This window comes from Brevibacillus gelatini (assembly GCF_003710935.1).
Lineage (GTDB): Bacteria > Bacillota > Bacilli > Brevibacillales > Brevibacillaceae > Brevibacillus > Brevibacillus gelatini.
Genome location: NZ_RHHS01000018.1, coordinates 38,642 through 57,569, shown reverse-complemented (window position 1 = coordinate 57,569; position 18,928 = coordinate 38,642). Strand labels below are relative to the sequence as shown.

At 53.4% G+C, this 18,928-nt stretch carries 17 protein-coding genes and 1 pseudogene; 11 read left to right on the top strand and 7 right to left on the bottom strand.

The window, feature by feature from the left end; all coding sequences use genetic code 11:
* The 4 genes and pseudogenes from EDM57_RS08790 to EDM57_RS08775 form a co-directional block, all read right to left on the bottom strand.
* Positions 1-154: pseudogene (locus tag EDM57_RS08790) on the bottom strand (IS256 family transposase); the annotation flags it as partial.
* 93 nt (positions 155-247) lie between these two features.
* The gene (locus EDM57_RS23255; protein WP_170163415.1) at positions 248-523 is read right to left on the bottom strand and encodes a hypothetical protein; all 276 of its coding nucleotides are present in this window, start codon (positions 521-523) and stop codon (positions 248-250) included.
* A gap of 226 nt (positions 524-749) precedes the next feature.
* Positions 750-2,429 carry a methyl-accepting chemotaxis protein gene (locus tag EDM57_RS08780; protein ID WP_170163414.1) on the bottom strand — a complete coding sequence of 560 codons (1,680 nt, stop codon included), beginning with the start codon at positions 2,427-2,429 and terminating at the stop codon, positions 750-752.
* Between the two features lie 443 nt (positions 2,430-2,872).
* Positions 2,873-3,640 (bottom strand): sulfite exporter TauE/SafE family protein, encoded by a 768-nt coding sequence (locus EDM57_RS08775; protein ID WP_122904397.1) that lies wholly within the window; start codon positions 3,638-3,640, stop codon positions 2,873-2,875.
* 172 nt (positions 3,641-3,812) lie between these two features.
* Here EDM57_RS08775 and EDM57_RS08770 point away from each other — a divergent pair, with 172 nt between their 5' ends.
* Positions 3,813-4,277, top strand: a complete 465-nt coding sequence (locus EDM57_RS08770; protein ID WP_122904396.1) for a hypothetical protein — start codon at positions 3,813-3,815, stop codon at positions 4,275-4,277.
* A 102-nt stretch (positions 4,278-4,379) separates the two neighbouring features.
* Here the strand turns inward: EDM57_RS08770 and EDM57_RS08765 are convergent, their stop codons facing one another.
* Positions 4,380-4,817, bottom strand: coding sequence for a Dps family protein (locus EDM57_RS08765; RefSeq protein ID WP_122904395.1), 438 nt, complete (start codon positions 4,815-4,817; stop codon positions 4,380-4,382).
* 111 nt (positions 4,818-4,928) lie between these two features.
* Here EDM57_RS08765 and mobA point away from each other — a divergent pair, with 111 nt between their 5' ends.
* Positions 4,929-5,549 carry a molybdenum cofactor guanylyltransferase gene (mobA, locus tag EDM57_RS08760; protein WP_122904394.1) on the top strand — a complete coding sequence of 207 codons (621 nt, stop codon included), beginning with the start codon at positions 4,929-4,931 and terminating at the stop codon, positions 5,547-5,549.
* Positions 5,550-5,577: 28 nt separating this feature from the next.
* On the opposite strand, the gene fdhD is transcribed toward mobA, so the two are convergent.
* Positions 5,578-6,375 (bottom strand): formate dehydrogenase accessory sulfurtransferase FdhD, encoded by a 798-nt coding sequence (fdhD, locus tag EDM57_RS08755; protein ID WP_122904393.1) that lies wholly within the window; start codon positions 6,373-6,375, stop codon positions 5,578-5,580.
* Positions 6,376-6,815: 440 nt separating this feature from the next.
* On the opposite strand from fdhD, the gene EDM57_RS08750 reads away from it, so the two are divergent.
* The 6 genes from EDM57_RS08750 (at position 6,816) to hmpA (ending at position 14,269) form a co-directional block, all read left to right on the top strand.
* Complete coding sequence (locus EDM57_RS08750; protein ID WP_122904401.1) at positions 6,816-8,090, top strand: L-lactate MFS transporter; 1,275 nt, start codon at positions 6,816-6,818, stop codon at positions 8,088-8,090.
* Between the two features lie 52 nt (positions 8,091-8,142).
* Positions 8,143-8,508, top strand: coding sequence for a Na-translocating system protein MpsC family protein (locus EDM57_RS08745; RefSeq protein WP_122904392.1), 366 nt, complete (start codon positions 8,143-8,145; stop codon positions 8,506-8,508).
* Between the two features lie 194 nt (positions 8,509-8,702).
* Positions 8,703-11,051 carry an FdhF/YdeP family oxidoreductase gene (locus EDM57_RS08740; protein ID WP_122904391.1) on the top strand — a complete coding sequence of 783 codons (2,349 nt, stop codon included), beginning with the start codon at positions 8,703-8,705 and terminating at the stop codon, positions 11,049-11,051.
* A 44-nt stretch (positions 11,052-11,095) separates the two neighbouring features.
* Entirely contained in the window at positions 11,096-12,355 is a 1,260-nt protein-coding gene (locus tag EDM57_RS08735) for a molybdopterin molybdotransferase MoeA (RefSeq protein ID WP_122904390.1), read from the top strand.
* Between the two features lie 3 nt (positions 12,356-12,358).
* Complete coding sequence (mobB, locus tag EDM57_RS08730) at positions 12,359-12,892, top strand: molybdopterin-guanine dinucleotide biosynthesis protein B (protein WP_122904389.1); 534 nt, start codon at positions 12,359-12,361, stop codon at positions 12,890-12,892.
* 159 nt (positions 12,893-13,051) lie between these two features.
* Positions 13,052-14,269, top strand: coding sequence for an NO-inducible flavohemoprotein (gene hmpA / locus EDM57_RS08725; RefSeq protein WP_122904388.1), 1,218 nt, complete (start codon positions 13,052-13,054; stop codon positions 14,267-14,269).
* 24 nt (positions 14,270-14,293) lie between these two features.
* Here the strand turns inward: hmpA and EDM57_RS08720 are convergent, their stop codons facing one another.
* Positions 14,294-14,803 (bottom strand): Crp/Fnr family transcriptional regulator, encoded by a 510-nt coding sequence (locus tag EDM57_RS08720; RefSeq protein WP_122904387.1) that lies wholly within the window; start codon positions 14,801-14,803, stop codon positions 14,294-14,296.
* Positions 14,804-15,026: 223 nt separating this feature from the next.
* Between EDM57_RS08720 and EDM57_RS08715 the strand changes: the two genes are divergently transcribed.
* From EDM57_RS08715 to EDM57_RS08705, 3 genes are all read left to right on the top strand, one after another.
* A complete protein-coding gene (locus EDM57_RS08715) occupies positions 15,027-15,968 on the top strand; it encodes an MBL fold metallo-hydrolase (RefSeq protein ID WP_122904386.1) in 942 nt (313 codons plus the stop codon).
* 86 nt (positions 15,969-16,054) lie between these two features.
* Complete coding sequence (locus EDM57_RS08710) at positions 16,055-17,836, top strand: M3 family oligoendopeptidase (protein ID WP_122904385.1); 1,782 nt, start codon at positions 16,055-16,057, stop codon at positions 17,834-17,836.
* Between the two features lie 171 nt (positions 17,837-18,007).
* Entirely contained in the window at positions 18,008-18,928 is a 921-nt protein-coding gene (locus EDM57_RS08705) for an ArsR/SmtB family transcription factor (protein ID WP_122904384.1), read from the top strand.

Genomic DNA, 18,928 nt, shown 5'->3' with positions numbered 1-18,928 from the left:
TATGTTTGGTATAGCCCAAATGGGCATCCATTTCAGCTTCAAACAACTGCTGGATGGTGTCACGGAACAAATCTTTCAGCATGGTGTGCACGTCTTCGATGGTACGGCAATCCTTCGCTAACTCCTTGATCGTCATGTCTCTTTTGTCTTGCATAAATGATCATCTCCTTAATGGGAAGTTTAACCATTTACACAAAACTTTTTACGCTCTCCTCGAACCAACTACTAACGAAAACATTTACCTTCTTCACACTACCAAGGAGTCTCCTTTTCCAGATGAGAAATATGAAATTAATATACAAAAGAAAAAAGCAGTAAAAATAAAATAAAGTGTGTAGATTAATAGATTCTCCCAACAACTAATCAATGTCGTTTGAGGTTTCTTTTTCCCCCGCTTGTCAACAAATTTCTTAAATGCCTGCTCTTTGTAGAATTTATTATTTCCACAGCTATCGCCAACGCTCTCCCGGCTTAAAAAGTCTGCACAAGCACGCGGTCTGGCATCACGTAACAACTCTTCCAATCCGTCATGCCCGCCCTCGAAGCAGCAAAAAAATGACGGGGATGTCCAAAAAGCGCAGTTCCATTCGTGTTTCAAAATTAAAAGCTTGATTACATCAACGTTTCTGACAGACAAAAGGGGCGTCTCGAAGTCGAAATAGCGACTTTCGAGACAGCCCCGTCGAACCTTTCTCCCCTCATACCATCCTATTTATCCACCAACCCAGCAAGAACATATGACTCTTTCACTAAACCTTAAAATTCGAAATGATCTTCTGAAGTTCCTCAGACATCTTAGACAGCGCCAAGGCTGACGAAGAGATTTCTTCCATAGAGGCCAATTGCTCTTCTGTAGCTGCAGAAACATTTTGGGTTCCTGCGGCTGTTTCTCTCGCGACTTCCCGTATGGCTGTGACAGATTGCACGATTTCTTCCATAGACGCTGCGACTCGCTGCGCACCGGCTGATACCTCTTGAATCTGAACAGCGACGTCATCCACGGAACGCTGGATGTGCTCGAAGGACGTTCCTGCTTGGGCACCTACTACCATGCCTTCGCTCACTTCGTCTTTCACCTGATCCATGGACACGAGCGCTTTTTCCATCTGTTCACGGATCAGCGAAATCAAGTCGTTGATTTTATTGGCGGACCCGGCCGACTGCTCCGCCAGTTTTCTTACTTCCTCTGCAACGACGGCAAATCCTCTGCCATGTTCACCTGCCCGTGCCGCTTCAATGGCTGCGTTCAACGCCAACAAATTCGTTTGTGAAGCAATGTCGGTAATCACTTGAACAATTTGCCCGATTTCATCGGAACGATTGCCTAATTCTTTGATAACATCTGCCAGATCATTCACTTTGGTGTGAATCGATCCCATCTGATTGTTAGCGCTTTGGATCGACTGTCTTCCATCCTCTGCCATTTGGGATGCTTGCACTGCGGAATCGGATACCTTCTGCGCGTTGGCTGCAATGTTTTCAACTTCTTGTGCCATCACGTTAACAGTCTGGGCACTCTGGTCTACGCTGGAGGCTTGTTGCTCGGAGCCTGAGGCTACTTGCTGCATGATGGAAGCAACTTGCTCTGTGGCTCTGCTTGTTTGTTCAGCACTTGCTGTCAGCTCTTCTGCCGATGCGGCAACCTGTTCGGCATTGGTTCCCACATGATGGATCAGGTTGCGCAAATTGGTTTTCATCGCATTAAAGGAAAGGGCCAGTTCCCCGATCTCATCTTTGTTCTTTACATGAATATCTTCAACTGTCAGGTCTAGCGCAGCAATTTTTTCTGCGTTGGCCGAGAGTAATGCGATTGGTCTTGCAATCAACCTGGAAACAAAATAACCAATGAAAAGCGCCAGGATGACGGCAATCGCATTGATAATGACCCCTGTATTGACCACATCGTGTACCAGAATGGTGATGTCTTGCGAGTCTTGCGTCAATCGTTTTTGCTCTCGCTCATTAATTTCGTCCGCTACTGCTAGAATGTCCCTGGAAAGGGGAATCAACGTGGTGTTGGCAATCGCCAAGGCCTGCTCTTTGCTCATCGAGGAAATTCGATTTCTTACCTCGTCGTGTTGCTTGTTTAAGGACAGAATATTGTTCAATGCCCCCTGGGTTTCCGGGGTCAGGGAGATTGCCAGAGTGGCGGATGCCAATTCAGATAATTGCTTGCTGGCATCGTTCATTTTTTGCGTGGCTTCTGCACTTTGTGTAAGGAGGTAGTCTCTCAAACTGCTGTTCATCTGCGTAGCATGTACCTGAATACTCTTGACGTTGATGACGATTTGCGCCCTTCTGTCCAACAGATCCGTGTACGAGTTGTCTACGCTATCGAGAGAGTAAAAAGAAAATCCACTCACAATCACCAGAAGGAGAGCGACAGTTAAAAATCCCCCGATAATTTTCTTTCTAATTGTCCATTTCATGTAGTACCCCCCAATTAATAGAAAATAAGTTTTGAGAATCATTTTTGCTGGTATACATCATGGATGCATGGAAAAATAGTAGCACAAGCTTTTACTGGGTTAGACATGGAGGGGACTTGTCAGCCGTCACGAAGCCATTGGCAGGCCCTCGTAACAATTCATACCCAGAGATGCCCCCGGTGAAACCTATGTATGAATAAAATTACTTTTTATTGAATATTGATGAAAAAAGATTGCTGTAAAATACGGCACCTTTCGATTGCCAAACACACCGCTGGCAACAGGGCACACGCTGGAAGAACGATGAAGTCTGGTCACATCTAAAGAAAAACAACGAGATGTATCCACTGGTTTATCTGAATCCGGGATGATATTCCGCTTTTTGGAAAAATAAAAAACGCTGTTGCGTCGATACAACAGCGTTTTTCAAGCTGCAAGAATCATCATATTATTTTCATCCCGCTAATCATAATCACAATCGAAATTACCCAGCGCAAAAAGACGGTCGGCACTTTGCAGGAGAGCCTGCTGCCGATAAGCACACCGGGGATCGAGCCGAGCAGCAGCTGTACGACGATGGACAAATCAACTGTACCGAAGCTCATGTGAGCGAGTCCGGCGGCGGTGGTCAGGAAAAAGGCGTGCGCGATGTCGGTACCGACTACTTCTTTTCCCGAGATGGCAAAAAGGTGCATCAGGGCGATTGCGAACAGCGAGCCGCTGCCGATTGAGGTCAGACCGACGAGAAAGCCGAGAAAGGCGCCGATGCCAATCAGCACAAAGCGCTTTTGGGAGACGGTTTTTTGCTGCCAGGAATTGAGCTGGGGCTTGCGGCGGTTCAGCAAGCTTTTGACCAGCATGGCGAGCGGTATGAGGATCAAGGCGAAGCCAAGTATCTTTTTGAAAATCTGATCGGCGGAAGCGACGTAAAGCTGAATCCAGTTCATGACATGGACGGCTGCGATGGCGCTTGGAATGCTGCCCAGTGCAAAGTACAGCACGATAGGAAAGTGAACGGTTTTTTGCCGCCAATGCTGCCATGTGCCGAAAATTTTCGTGATGGCGTTGTACGCCAGATCAGTGCCTACGGCAACGGTTGGCTGGATGCCCAAAAAAATCAGGATCGGGGTAAGCAGGGCAGCGCCGCCTACTCCGGTGAGGCCGACAAGAAAGCCTACCAAAAGCCCAACAATCGTTAGATGATAGTCCATCCCGTGCATCCTTTCCTTGTTGCTTGAGATTGAACATCTAACACTAAGATAAGCGGCTGCCCATCGTTTGTGAGCCTAAATTTCCCGTTTTCATAGGGGAAAAATTATATTATCATGGAATTTATAATTACACAAAATTTAACTTTTTGTGAAAAGGGGAATACATAGCGAAATGTTTAATGAGCGAAAAGCGTTGCAGATGACTCTGCAGGCCACGTTGGAGCAGCGAATGGCTTTGCGCCGACAATACGTAGATCAGGACAAGCAGCTCGGAGCAGAAATCAAGCAGCTTCTGAACAGGATTCGGGAAATGGATGACCAGGTAGGCGCGGACGTAATTCAGCAGTCGGAAGAAGTAGCGGTGGCAACCGAGGAACTTCCGGAAGACATGGTCAAGCGGATCAAGGTAAGGAAGACCCACATTCGTCACAATTATCAGGAAGTGGCCAATTACATTGAGAACATCCTGCGAGAAAGCATGTCACCAATGACCCTGGCCGATCTCTGCCTGGTGTTGAAGGAAAGGCACGACATCGAGTTTGCCAGCCCTTACATCGGCGTACAAAAATCATTGAAGTTTCTGCCGCAGGTAAAAGTAGAAAAAGATGGACGGAAACTTGTTTTTTCACTGGCATAGAAAGTACGGCTTGCCCGTCCGGGGAGGACACATGATTCCACAACAAAAAGGCGACGTGCAAGCACGATCGCCCCTTTGTATTTGATTGAGCCGGACAGGCTGTTATTGCAGGAATGCGTTGAGCATCCAGATGTGTTTTTCCAGACCGCTGCGAATTTCCAGGAGCATGTCTGCGGTAGCTTCATCGCCTGCCTGCTCGGCAGCTTCGATCCCGAGCTTCAGTTCGTCGACGAGAATCGCGAAGTCACGGGCGACGGCTTCCACCATTTGTTCGGCTGTTTCGTTACCGGTTGCTTCCGTGATGCTTGCTGTGCGCAAACATGCGCTGAGCGTACCTACCGGCTTGCCGCCAATGGCCAGTACGCGCTCTGCCAAAGCATCCATATGCGCCGCGGCTTCGTTGTAAAGCTCCTCGAACTTTGCGTGCAGGGTGAAGAAGTGCGGGCCTTTTACATTCCAGTGGAAGTTGTGCAGCTTTGTATACAGAACCGTCCAGTTTGCCACTTGTTTATTCAATACTTGAAACACGTTGTTTTCCATCTTGATAACCGCTCCTTTTTTAAAGTGATTTCTTGTTTATAATTATTATAAACTAATAATAATTATTGTCAACTCTTTCACGAAAAATTGAAGGGACGGCAGGAGATGTTTATGCAGCCAAGCGTACACGCGGTCATTTTGGCTGGTGGAAAAAGCAGCCGGATGGGCGTCCCGAAAGACCAGCTACCATGGCGCGAAGGCACTTTTTTGACGGAGATGGGAAAAGAAATTTTGGCCATGGGGCTGCCTTGCCTGATCGTGTCCAACGAGCCTGAACGCATACCTGCTGAGCTTGCCGAACAAGACGGTGTGAGCGTGACGCCGGACCTGGTGCCGTCTGCGGGGCCTGTGAGCGGTCTCGTAACGGCCTTTCGTCTATGTGCCGAGGATGTGCTGCTCGTGCTCTCCTGCGACCTGCCGTTTATGGACCGGACGCAGATGGCAAGCCTGCTTGCCTACGCCGCCGGAAAAGACGGCTGGGACGCGGTCATTCCTACTGCACAGGGGCGGATTCATCCGCTGTGCGCCTTGTATCGCAAAAGTACGCAGCCCCGCTGGGAAAACGCGCTGGAACAAGGCGACCTGCGGCTGATGAATACGATTCGCCAGCTGTTCGTCCTGGAGGTGCCGGACGGCTGGCTCGACCCGTGGGCGCTGTTCAATGTGAACACACCGGAAGAGTACGATATGGCCATTCGCGAGGAAAAGCGAAGAAAAACAGGACAGCAGTAGGCATGTCCTGTTTTTTGCTGAAGCGCATCTAGGGCAAAATAATCCGCTCCGGATGCGTGTATACATTCATTTTGTTTTCGCGGATGAATCCGACAGCGGTGATTTGCAGCTCCTCTGCCAGCTGCAGGGCAAGGTCCGTTGGAGCCGATTTGGACAGGATAATGCCTGCGCCGATTTTGGCGGCTTTCAACAAAACCTCAGACGAGAGGCGTCCGCTGAATACGAGAATTTTGTCCGTGGTCGAAATGTGATCCCGCAGGCACTTCCCGTAAATTTTGTCCAGTGCATTGTGGCGTCCAATATCCGAGTATTGCAAGAGGACCTGGTCGGGGGTGCACAGAGCCGCGTTGTGAACGCCGCCTGTCTGCCGATGGATGACGGAGGAGGCTTGCAGCTCGTCCATGAGCTTGATGCATTGGGCAAAGGTGGCGGAGATGGTGCCGCTGGCTGGTTTTGCTGTGCGGGCATCGCTGAAAAAGTAGAAAGACTGCCTGCTTTTGCCGCAGCAGGACGTAATTCTGCGCTTGGAGTAAAAGCTTTGGGACAGGATTGTCTGCTTGTGCAGGTCTACATAGGCCAGTCCTTTTGCTTCATCAATCGTGATTTGCTTGATCTCTTCGTAGCCCTGGATCGCTCCCTCCGCCGCGAGAAATCCGATCACCATCTCATCCAGATCGGCCGGGGTGCAGACGACGGTCGCGAACTCTTCGTCATTGAGAAAAATCGTGAGCGGGTACTCTGTGACGATCTCATCGTCTTCCCAGTTGTGCTGGTCTGCTGCAACCTTCAAGACGCGCCGACGGGTTGTTTTGCTCAGTTCTGACATGTGAACCTCCTGTCTTATGTAGTGCTTTGAGAATAGACAAGCAGTTGTGAACAGATTTTGACAGAGAAAATGTTGTCGAGAGAGCGCTTACATGGTAGTATACTATGTAAGGGAAAAAGTGTCATAAAATTTTCGACTTTCAGTAATTTATTGTGCGTACAGAGCGAAAAGACACGGAACAGCGAACCTGTCACCGAATCTCTCGCTTTCGAAAAACGCCAATTAAATACGATGGGCACGTGCTTGTTGATGCTGATGTAGCGTTCCTGCTGATGATTAACTGCTGTGTTTCATTGATGCCTTTGCTTTGTTTCCGTATAGACAGACGGAAACAAGCAGGGGGTGTCGATGAAATCGGCAGTTTTTCTTTTGCTTTGGGAGTGGCGCACCAGTGATTGGGCGGCATTCCGAACAAAACCATTTTAAAGGAGATGAACATGATGGAGCAACAAGTGAAGAACCGTTGGCTGATTGCGCTGGCTGCGGTCGGGATTCATATCTCGATTGGATCGGTGTACGCGTGGAGCGTATTTACGAAGCCGATTACCCAGCAGTTCGGCTGGGATCTGCCGGATGTGCAGTTCACCTTCAGTATCGCCATTTTGTTTCTCGGGCTGTCTGCCGCCTTTCTCGGACATTACGTGGAGAAGCATGGGCCGCGAAAAGCCGGAACGCTGGCCTCGCTCTTTTTCGGCGTCGGGATCGTCGGTTCCGGGCTGGCCATTCAGCTTGCCAGTCTGCCTCTGCTGTACATATGCTACGGCGTGCTGGGCGGAATCGGGCTTGGTGTCGGGTATATTACTCCGGTGTCCACGCTTGTGAAATGGTTTCCGGATCGCCGCGGATTGGCGACCGGACTTGCGATCATGGGCTTTGGCTTCGCTTCGATGATTGCCAGCCCGATCATGAACGCGCTGATTGAGAGTGTCGGAATCGCGAATACCTTTTACATTTTAGGCATCATTTATTTCGGTGTCATGTTTGCATCTGCGCAATATTTGTCTCCGCCGCCAAAAGACTGGGTTCCCGCAGGATTTTCGACTGCCGAAGGAGCAGGCGACAAGCAAATCAAAAAAGACTTGTGCCAGCTTACTGCCAACGAAGCGATCAAGACGCGCCGTTTTTACTGGCTGTGGCTGATGCTGTTCATCAACGTGACATGCGGGATCGCTGTCATTTCTGTCGCCTCCCCGATGGCGCAGGAAATGGTCGGCATGTCTGTGCAGACCGCTGCCTTGATGGTGGGGCTAAACGGCCTGTTCAACGGCGGGGGACGGATCGGCTGGGCGTCGCTGTCTGACTACATCGGACGGGCGAATACGTATACGGCGTTTTTCGCGATCCAGATGGTGCTGTTTTTCCTGTTGCCAAACATAAATAGTCCGGTGCTGTTCATGATTGCGATGTTCATTATCATGACCTGCTACGGGGGCGGCTTCGCGTCGATTCCGGCCTACATTGGCGACCTGTTTGGCACAAGGCAGCTTGGGGCGATTCACGGCTACATCCTGACCGCATGGGCGGCGGCAGGGCTGGCCGGGCCGATCTTTGCCGCGTGGGTACGCGAGGCGACGCAAAGCTACACAGGAACGATGAGCGTGTTCGCCGCGATGTTTATTGTCGCCTTCATCATTTCCCTCTTAATCCGGGTGGATATTAGAAAATTGAAGGAAGAAGCGAAACAAAGAGAAAAGTCTGTTGAATTGGCTAGTTAATCAATGGTAAAGTTTTAGTAGAGAATGAGTGGAGTAAAGGTGAGTAACGCCGATGAATAAGTTCGAAGCAGAGTTCAGTAACCTGGTCAGAGCTTTCCGAAAGCGCCATATGGGAAAGGGACCGAGCAAGATCAGCACCACCTTTTGCAAAAACTGGGCGATCTGCGAAATGGAAGGCAATCTTTCGCCAGTGGAAAAGTTTATCGCCACTTCGGAAGATGGAAGACAGACACTGCGAGCTGCCAGAACCGAAATGGTCAAGGAGATGTACCGGAAACACCGGCCCGTCGAGATGGAGGCGTTTCTGGGGGCGAAACTCGTCGACTTGTTCGTCGACATTGACATCGAACGTGATTTTGGGATGTCCATCTTTGTGTTCGATCAGGACATCGAGAAAAAGTGGAAAAACGAACCGTAAGTCTAAGCGAAGCAGCGTTCCTGTTCACCGGTTAGACAAGCGGACCTCGCAAGCAAACACGACGTTGAGACTAGGTAGCGAACCTGCCGGAGACAACCACCGTGAACGCGCTCTCTTCCTTTGGGGATCAGGGACGGTTTCATGGTGGTTTTTTAGTCTAGCGGACGGATGACAAGAGAGGAGCGAAAAAGCAGATGGGCAAGACAAAACATAGCGGACCAGTAAAATTGGATACGTCGCTGAAGCCTTCCTTGTGGGCTTCCATGATGCCTATGGGACTCGGCAAAATCAAGCCGCATCACATCATCGACACGATGAAGGTCGTGTATGACAACCGGGACAATCTGGGCTATGCGTATCGGATTTTGACCCAGGGTGTTTGCGACGGCTGCGCACTCGGTGTATCCGGCTTGTACGACCAGACATTGACAGGCCCGCATTTGTGCACGACCCGCCTGAACGTGCTGCGTCTCAATACAATGCCGGCGATGGAAGACAAATGGCTCGAAGATGTAAGCGCTCTGAAAAAGATGTCCAGCGTACAGCTGCGCAAGCTGGGCAGAATCCCATACCCGCTGTCGCGCAAGCCGGGTGAGAACAAATTTACGCGAATCAGCTGGAATGACGCGCTGGACCGGATTGCGAACAAAATCAAGGGGATCAGTCCGAAGCAGCTCGCCTTTTTCCTGACGGCGCGGGGAATTACGAACGAGGTGTACTATACGGCGGCAAAAATGGCCCGCTTTTTGGGGACGAACAACATCGACAACGCCTCCCGCATTTGCCACTCGCCGAGCAAGACAGCCTTGAAGCGGTCGCTTGGCATCGGGGCGTCGAGCTGCAACTACAAGGACTGGATCGGCACGGATGTGCTCGTTTTCTTCGGCTCGGTTCCGGCCAACAACCAGCCTGTCTCCACGAAGTACATGTACGCGGCCAAAAAAGCGGGAACGAAGATCATCCTGATTAACCCGTACAAGGAACCGGCGATGGAAAAATACTGGATTCCGTCGGTGCCGGAGAGCGCCTTGTTCGGTACGAAGCTCGCGGACGATTTTTACCAGGTCAACATCGGCGGCGACATCGCCTTCATGAACGGTGTGATGAAGCATTGGTTTGAGATGGAAGAGGCCAATCCGGGCTCGGCGATCAATCACGAGTTTGTCAGGGAGCATGCAAACGGTTTTGACGAGCTGCGCGCGCATGTCATGGCTCTGCCGTGGGAGAAAATCGAGCAATCGTCCGGCTTGAGCAGGGAACGGCTGAAGGAATTTGCGCTTTTGCTCGCCAATGCCAGGTCGGGTGTCTTTGTCTGGAGCATGGGGCTGACCCAGCACCGCTTTGGCACGGACAATATTTCATCTGTAGCCAACCTGGCGATCCTGCGCGGCTTTTTGGGCCGGAAGAACTGCGGCGTGATGCCGATTCGCGGCCACTCCGGCGTGCAAGGCTCGGGGGAGATGGGAGCGGACCCGTTCAGCTTGCCCGGCGGCGATTTTGACGAAAAGAACTGGACGAGAATCGAAAAGCTGTGGAAGTTCCCGATCCCGAAATGGCAGGGCGATATTGTCGGCATCTCGCTCGAAAACGCCCTGCTGCCAGAGGGACACGAACGCAAGACGCGGCTGTTTTACACGAGCGGCGGCAACTTCCTGGAGACAATGCCTGACCCTGACTTCATGGAAAAATGTTTGGAGAATGTCGAGATGCGCGTCCATCAGGACATCATTTTCAACACGTCTACTCTCGTCGATGCCAAGGAAGAGGTAATCGTCCTGCCGGCGATGACGCGCTACGAGCAGCCGGGCGGCGGCACGTCGACCAGTACGGAGCGGATGGTGTACTTTAGCGCCGAGATCGAGGGGCCGCGGATTGCAGAGGCGCGGGCCGAGTGGCAGATTTACGTGGACCTGGCTGCACGCGTGAATCCGGAGAAAAAGCATCTCATGCATTTTTCCAGTGCCGAGGAAATTCGCGCAGAAATCGCCAAGGCGAATCCGAACTACGACGGCATCCAGCATTTGAAAAAGCGCGGAGATGTGTTTCAATGGGGAGGGGCCTGGCTGTGTGAGGACGGTGTCTGTCCTACGCCGGACGGCCGGGCGAATCTACTGCCGATCGAGATTCCGGAGCTTGACAAGCCGGTAGGTCATTTTTACGTGACAACCCGCCGGGGCAAACAGTTCAACTCGATGATCTACAGCAACAAGGACCCGTTCAACAACGCGGATCGCTACGATATTTTAATCAATCCGCAGGACGCGCGGGAGCTGCGCATTGCGGAAGGCGAGAGCATTGTCGTGTATAATAGCTATGGCACTTTCCAGGGACGCGCCAAGTTTGCGGATACGAAAAGAGGGAACATTCAGGTGTACTGGCCGGAAGGAAACGTGCTGATTCCAAAAGGCGTGTACGAAGCCTTCGCGGGTATCCCGGAATACAATACGGCCGTCAAGATCGAGAAGGCGGATTCCTTCACTGCCAATAAAGATTTGAAATACAAGGAAAAACCGATTGAAGATCTGGAAGTAAGCGTCGGCTGAGCAAAAGCGGCGTGACGGGCGGTCAGGATTAGGAGGAACAGACAATGCGTTTTGCGCGACAAACAGTCTCGGTAAAGGAAGCATTGGGCAAGTGGCAGTCAGTATTGCCTTCGCTGGAAACAGAACAGGTGCAGATCGGGGAGGCGTACGGGCGAATTTTGGCTTGCGATTTGTACGCAACGCATGATCTGCCGCACTTTGACCGCTCGCCGCTGGACGGCTTCGCCGTAAGAGCGGCAGATACGGTCGGAGCCTCTGTTGCAAGTCCGCTCGCCTTACGGGTAATCGAGACAGTAGCAGCGGGGCAGGTGCCGACTCGGACAGTGACGGAAGGCTGCGCTGCGCGGATTATGACCGGAGCGATGCTGCCGGAAGGTGCCGATGCCGTGATTATGTTTGAGCAAACGCAAAACCCTGGCGAGCACGCCGAAACCGTCTGGATCAAGCGGGCGCTGCGTCCGGGGGAAAATGTCTCCCGCCGCGGCGAGGAGATGGCCAAAGGAACGGTGATTGCCAAGGCTGGCGAGCGGATCAACGCGGGGACGATTGCCAGTCTGGCCGCGTTCGGCTATGCACAGGTCGACGTTTTTCGCAGGCCGCGGGTGGGCCTTTTGGCGACGGGCAGCGAGCTGTTAGGCATTGACGAGCCGCTCGTTCCGGGAAAAATTCGCAACAGCAATACGGTGATGCTGACCGCGCTCATTGCCGAGGCGGGGGGCATCCCTGTTTGCTTTTCCGGCCTGCCAGATGAACTAGCCGTGGCGAAGCAGAAAATCAGCGAATACATGCAGCAGGTCGATCTGCTCATCTCCAGCGGCGGCGTGTCCGTGGGCGATTTCGATGTGATCGCGCTCCTGACGAACGAGCCGGATGTGGAGCTTTTGTTCAACCGGGTAGCGATGCGACCGGGCAGTCCGACGACCAGCATGCTCGTGGGAGGAAAGCCGTATTTGGCGCTTTCGGGAAATCCGGGAGCCTGTTTCCTTGGCTTTGAGCTTTTTGCCCGCACGGCGATCCGGCGCCTTTCCGGTGCGGCAGAGGCATTCCCGCGCATGATCCGGGCGAGACTGGCTGTCTCCTATGAAAAGCCGTGCCCGTACCCGCGCTATTTGCGCGGCAGGCTCCTGGAACAAGACGGCGTACTTTTGGCGATGCCCGATTTCAATGAAAAGGCGGGCAATCTCGGAACGCTCAAGGACAGTGAGTGTTTCATCGTCATTCCGCCGGGCGGAAGCGGCAAGCAGGCAGGAGAGCTGGTCGAGATTTTGACGCATGCGGCCCCGAGCTGGAGGAAGGAAGGGTAGCGAATGGAGCCATGGAAGCTTTGCAAAAAGCCTTGTGTACTGCAAATCGTCGGTTACGCCAACAGCGGCAAGACGACGCTGTTGACGAAGCTCATCCCTCTGCTGGAGGGCGCAGGCGTGCGGGTGGGCGTCATCAAGCACGATGGCGGCCACGATTTCGAATGGGACCAACCTGGAAAAGATACGTGGCGCTATCGCGAGGCAGGGGCTTCGCTCGTGGCGATCACCTCCCGGACGAAGACGGCGATTGTCGAGCAGCGTCCGCAGGAGCTCTCTGTGCTCGTACATCGTCTGGCAGCCGCCGGAGCGGAACTCGTTCTCGTGGAAGGCTTCAAGCGGGAGGGTTATCCCAAGCTCGTGCTGCTGCGGCGACCGGAAGACGCTGCCTTGCTCCAGTCCGTGTCCAACCTGGTCGGAGTGGTGAGCTGGGGCGAGCAGAAGCAAGCGGAGCTGCCCTGCTTTCACATAGACGACATAGACGGCATCGCCCTGTTCGTGAAAAAACGGATAGAGGAAGCGCCGCAAACATTTTCATAGAAACCGCAAAAAGATCATCCCGGCCAAGACGAGGGATGGTCTTTTTTGTTGTCACAAATCGTTTCTTTTTCCTGTGATTACAATCACAGGGGGTCAAAGCTTTGCTCCGGTACACTAGTGACATAAATCACACGTTGAATTTTCAAGGAGGGCCACTATATGTTGAACCAAAAAACCATTGATATTATCAAATCCACCGTGCCTGTACTGGAAGTGCACGGGACAGCGATAACAAAACGTTTTTATCAACGGATGTTCGCCAACCATCCAGAGTTGTTGAACGTTTTCAACCATGCTAACCAAAAACAAGGCAGGCAGCAAACGGCGCTGGCCAATGCGGTGTATGCGGCTGCGCTGCACATTGACCATCTGGAAAATATTTTGCCGGTTGTAAAACAGATCGGGCACAAGCACCGCAGCCTGGGGATCAAGCCGGAGCATTATCCGATTGTCGGGGAAAACTTGCTCGGTGCGATCAAGGAAGTGCTGGGGGATGCCGCGACAGACGAAATCATCCAGGCTTGGGCAGAAGCATATGGCGTGATCGCAGACGCGTTTATCAGCGTGGAAGCCGAAATGTACGACAAGGCAGAGGGGCAGCCAGGCGGTTGGGCAGACTTCCGGGAGTTTGTCGTGCAGCGTAAAGTGAAAGAAAGCGACGTCATCACATCCTTTTACCTGGTGCCAAAGGATGGAAAAGAGATTGCAAGCTATGAGCCGGGGCAGTATATCAGCGTCAAGATGGATATTCCGGGGGAAGAATATACACACATTCGCCAATACAGCCTCTCTGACGCGCCGGGCAATCCGTACTACCGCATTTCCGTCAAACGGGAGGATGCGATTGACGACAAGCCTGCCGGAAAAGTCTCCGTCTACTTGTGGGAGCATGTCAACGAAGGAGATACGTTGCTTCTGTCCGCGCCAGCAGGCGACTTCACGCTGGACCAGCAGGATGACAGACCTGTCGTGCTCATCAGTGGCGGCGTAGGCCTGACACCGATGATGAGCATGCTGAAAACGCTGGTGAAAACAGCGCCAAATCGTCCGGTTACTTTCATTCACGCGGCACGAAACGGCAATGTGCATGCGATGAGAGACAGTGTGGAGGAACTCGCTGCCCTGCATCCGCAAGTAAAAGCGTTCTGGTGCTATGAAAAGCCAACCGAGCAGGATCGGGCAGCGCAAGCCTTTCACAAAGAGGGCTACATCGATTTGCCTTGGCTGCAAAGCCTCATTGCCGACAAAAACGCCAGCTTCTATTTCTGTGGCCCTGTTCCTTTCATGAAAACGATCAACCGTGCGCTGAAAGAATGGGGAGTGCCTGCACAGGACATTCACTTTGAGTTTTTCGGCCCTGCCGGAACATTGGAGTAGGCCAGGGAAAAAAGCCCGGAGCGCTTACTTGCGGGCGGCGGACTGGGCGCGCAGCAAGCGGTTGACCGTTTCCCGGCGCAGCCCGATGAACTGGCCGATTTCATCCTGGGTCAGCACTTCGGACAGGGAAGCAACGGGAACGAACGACTGGAACCAGAGCTGCAGCTTGCGCAGTCTTTCTGCCGGAGAGACTTCGGACAGCTGGTCGATGCGCTGCTGCATCATGCGCAGCTTGCCTTGCAGTTGCAGGGCGATCTCCCGGCATTTCTCGTGGTTTTCTTCCAGCTCCCGGTACCAGTCGGCAGCCGACAGCACCTCGACTTCACAGGTGACGAGCGCAACGGCTGTTCCGTAGTAAGGATTCGGGCTGAGCAGCGAGTGATGCGGGATCGTCTCGCCTGGCACGATGACATTGACCAGCGTGAGCGTCCCGTCAGCGTGTACCCGGTTGATTTTGAGCATGCCGCTTTTCAGATGGTAGAGCGGCCCTGTCTCGCCTTGTCGGAACAGCGTTTCGCCTTTGTGCAAAATCATGGGGTTCACTCCTTTCCAACGACCCATTCGGCAGTAGCAGTATACCACAATATGCTTTGCCAGCACCTGCTTTCCACGACGGGAGGCAGGTGCTGTTTTGCGTAACGGCAAGATGCGGCTTTCTTGTGGAAAGCAACCGTTTTCGACATGTTTTTCCCTTGCGTTGATGTTGGAACTTTTTGCTATAATGAGACAATCACGTTATGGAAAAAGGGGTTCTCTGATGCAAAATACGATCCTCATCTGGCTTGGCTCCCTGCTCGGAGTGCTCGTTACAGGTTTTGTTGGCTACGTGGTGTACCGCTTCTGGTACCATATGGGACGCCTTCCGAAGCCGCCTTTTCAAGAGCTGGAGGCGAAGCCTGCACCCGGGAACTGGTCCGATGATGAGGTGACGTTTACATGGATAGGTCACTCTACGATTCTATTGAATGTTTACGGAACCAAAATCTTGACGGACCCTGTATTAGGCGAAAAATTGGGACTTCGCATCGCAGGAATCGTGCATGTTGGCCCGAGACGTTTCACGCCTCCCGCTCTTGATGCTGACGAGATCGGCAGCGTGGATCTGATTTTATTGTCTCATGCCCACATGGATCACGTCGACCTGCCGACACTGCGTCGGCTGGCTCATCCGTCCACGCACGTCATCACTGCCAGCAATACCGGAAAGCTGCTTCGCCGCATGCCGTTTGCCTCCTGCAAGGAGCTTGCTCCGGGGCAAGCCATCACCACAGAAGACGGCGTGACGGTCACGGCGATTTCGGTCAGACACTGGGGCAACCGTTTTCCATGGAACCATGACTACGGCTACAACGGCTACGTCATCGAGAAAAACGGCGTGCGCATTTTGTACCCTGGCGACACCGCCTACATGTCGATGGAGCACTTGCCGCAGAAGTTTGGACAATTTGACCTGGTGTTCATGCCGATCGGAGCCTACAAGCCCGATTCCTACCAGGCTGCGCATTGTACGCCCGAGCAGGCGTGGCAGATGTTCAAGGAGAGCGGGGGCAAATGGCTGGTGCCGATTCACTGGAACACGTTCGTCCTCTCGCGCGAGCCGGTGGATGAACCGCTGCAGCGCTTGCTTGCAGCCGCGGGCGAGGAAAAAAACCGGATCATTGTCGAGCGGCAGGGAGAGACGTTTGCCTTTCATAAATAGCAACGCGGACGAACTGCATAAACTAGAAGGAATCACTCGCATCCTATAGAATTTATTTTATCAGTAGTTTGTGAGGAGGCATACATATGACGAAAGCATTGCCGCAGCGTTGGGATTTGGATGTACTCTTCCCCGGTGGAAGCGAATCGGCTGCCTTTTTGACCTTTCTGGAGCAGCTGGAAAAGGATATTGCGCAACTGAAAGCCCGCGTGGAAGATGCCGCACTCGCCTTGCAGGAAAAGGGCACATTTTTGGAGGTTGTCTCTCAGGTGCAAAGCATCGCGGTGCGGATGAAACAGGCGGGCGCGTTCATTTCGTGCCTGACCGCGCAAAATGTGAAGGACGAACAAGCCAAGCTGCTCGGCGGCCGGGTGAAGACGATCTCTGCTGCATTCGGCGCCGTGCTGACACGCTGGGATGAACAGCTGCTGCGCATCGACGAAGCGGCATGGAACAGCTTGCTTGAGGACGGGGAGCTGCAGCCGCTCGCGTTTGTGCTGAACGAACGCCGCCGCCGCGCCCAGGAAAAGCTGCCGCCGGAGCAGGAAGTGCTGGCGAGCGACCTGGCTGTAGACGGGTACCACGCCTGGCAAGATTTGTACAACGCCGTGGTAGGCCGCATGACAATCGAAGTGGAGCTGGACGGGGAGACGAAGCAGTTGTCCGTCGGGCAAGCTTCCAACCTGCTGAGCCATCCGGATCGCGCCGTTCGAAGCCAGGTTTTTGCCAAATGGAAAGAAGCGTGGGGCAAGGAAACGGAGCTGTGCGCACAGGCGCTCAACCACCTGGGCGGCTTCCGTCTCGCCCTGTACCGCCACCGCGGCTGGGATTCCGTGCTGCGCGAGCCGCTCGACATCGGGCGGATGCAGGAAAAAACGCTGGAAGCGATGTGGCAGGCCATCGACAATCGCAAAGACCGGATCGTCGCCTACCTGGAGCGCAAGGCGAAGCTGCTCGGCATCGACAAGCTGAGCTGGTCTGACGTGTCCGCTCCGATTGGAAGCGTGCACAAAAAAGTGTCGTACGATGAGGCAGCAGCGATGATCGTCGAGCATTTCAACCGCTTCAATCCGCGCATGGCGCAGTTTGCCCAAAAGGCGTTTGCGGAAGGCTGGATCGAGGCAGAGGATCGCCCTGGCAAGCGTCCGGGCGGCTTCTGCACAAGCTTCCCTGTGAGCAAGCAGTCCCGCATCTTCATGACGTATGCGGGCAGCGCAAGCAACGTCTCCACGCTCGCGCACGAGCTGGGGCACGCGTACCACCAGCAGGTGATGTGGGATCTGCCGCCGCTCGCCCAAAACTACGCGATGAACGTAGCGGAAACCGCCTCGACGTTTGCCGAGATGATTCTCGCCGACGCTGCGGTGAAGAACGCGGCCAATGACGAAGAGCGTCTCGTGCTGCTCGAAGACAAGCTGCAATCCGTCGTTGCGTTTTTCATGAACATTCACGCGCGCTTTTTGTTCGAGAAAAACTTCTACGAGCAGCGCAAAAAAGGTCTGGTGAGCGCAGCCGAGCTCGACCGCATCATGGAAGAGGCGCAAAAGACGGCGTTCAAAGACGCCCTCGCCGAGTACGAGCCGCACTTCTGGGCATCCAAGCTGCATTTTTACATTACGAGCTACCCGTTCTACAACTTCCCGTACACTTTCGGCTACTTGTTCAGCCTGAGCGTGTACGCGCGTGCACTGGAAGAAGGCGAGAGCTTCGCGGCAAAATACGACGCGCTCTTGCAGGACACCGGCCGCCTGATGGTCGAGGATTTGGCGAATAAGCATCTGGGCGAAGACATGACGACCGTCGAGTTTTGGCAAAAAGCAGTCGACCTGGCTGTGGCAGACATCGACGAGTTCCTGCGCCTGACGTAAAAAGGCATGACAGATCAAGCATGAAAAAAGCAGCCTGTCGCTTCGGTGACGGGCTGCTTTTTTCATGCTCTCAAAAGCCCCGTTCGTAATTCGGCATCCGGCAACATGCTCTTTTCAAAAGGGAATGGAAGTGGTACACTGGAAAAAACAAATGTATTCGATGGTGATCGAATGAAAAATACATATTCAATTAGAATCGAATGGACTGTCGTCTATGAATGCATCATCAGCCTGTATGCATACATTCACGAGAAGGAACGAAAGCATTTCCAGCTCGGCAACGCCTGGAAGGAAGAAACGAAGCAGATGCTTCCGGAATCTTTTGCCGATGAACTGGCCGACGAGCGCTGGGAGGTGCTGCACAGGCTGGTGCTTCTGGTCGCGCAAAGCCCGCAGAAACATTCTGTAGAAGCCTTTCTCGGGTGGCTGGAAAGGATTTCGCCGGGAGAAATCTACGAGCGCCTGGCTCCATGGGTGGATACGATTCCGCTCAATCTCGGCGAGCTTCGCGACCATAGCGTGTCGCTTTTGGCGCGGTGGCACGAGCATTACTTTTCCAGGATTGCGCCAGCCATACTGGATAGCCTGGAGCGGAGCGCCGCCGACATGACAGAGCTTGCGCAGAGCATGTCGCCCGTCGAGCTGGTCGACCATGCGTCAAACGGGCTGTGGATTGAGCCGGTGCCGGATTTGCGGGAGGTGGTGCTCATTCCGCAGTACCATTGTGCTCCTGCGGCGGTGCTGGACTTTTACCGTGGACTGGCCACTTGCTTGTATCCGGTGGGAGATGCCGGACAGTCGCGGCCGCAGCCGCTGGCGGAGCTGTTGCCGCTCACCCAGTGTCTGGCGGATGAAAAGCGGCTTCACATTCTGCGCTGTCTCGCGGAAAAAAGCTGCACGCTGGGAGAATTGCAGCAGCAAGTGTCGCTTGCCAAGAGCACCGTCCATCACCACGTGACGGCGCTTCGCCGGGCGGGACTGATCCGCGCGCACTATGCAGGAAGCACAAACGTCTCTTCCTACAGTTTGCGCGAATCGTTTATCGAGCGTCTGCCTGTTTTGTTGCGCTCGTTTTTGCACAATCGTGAGTAA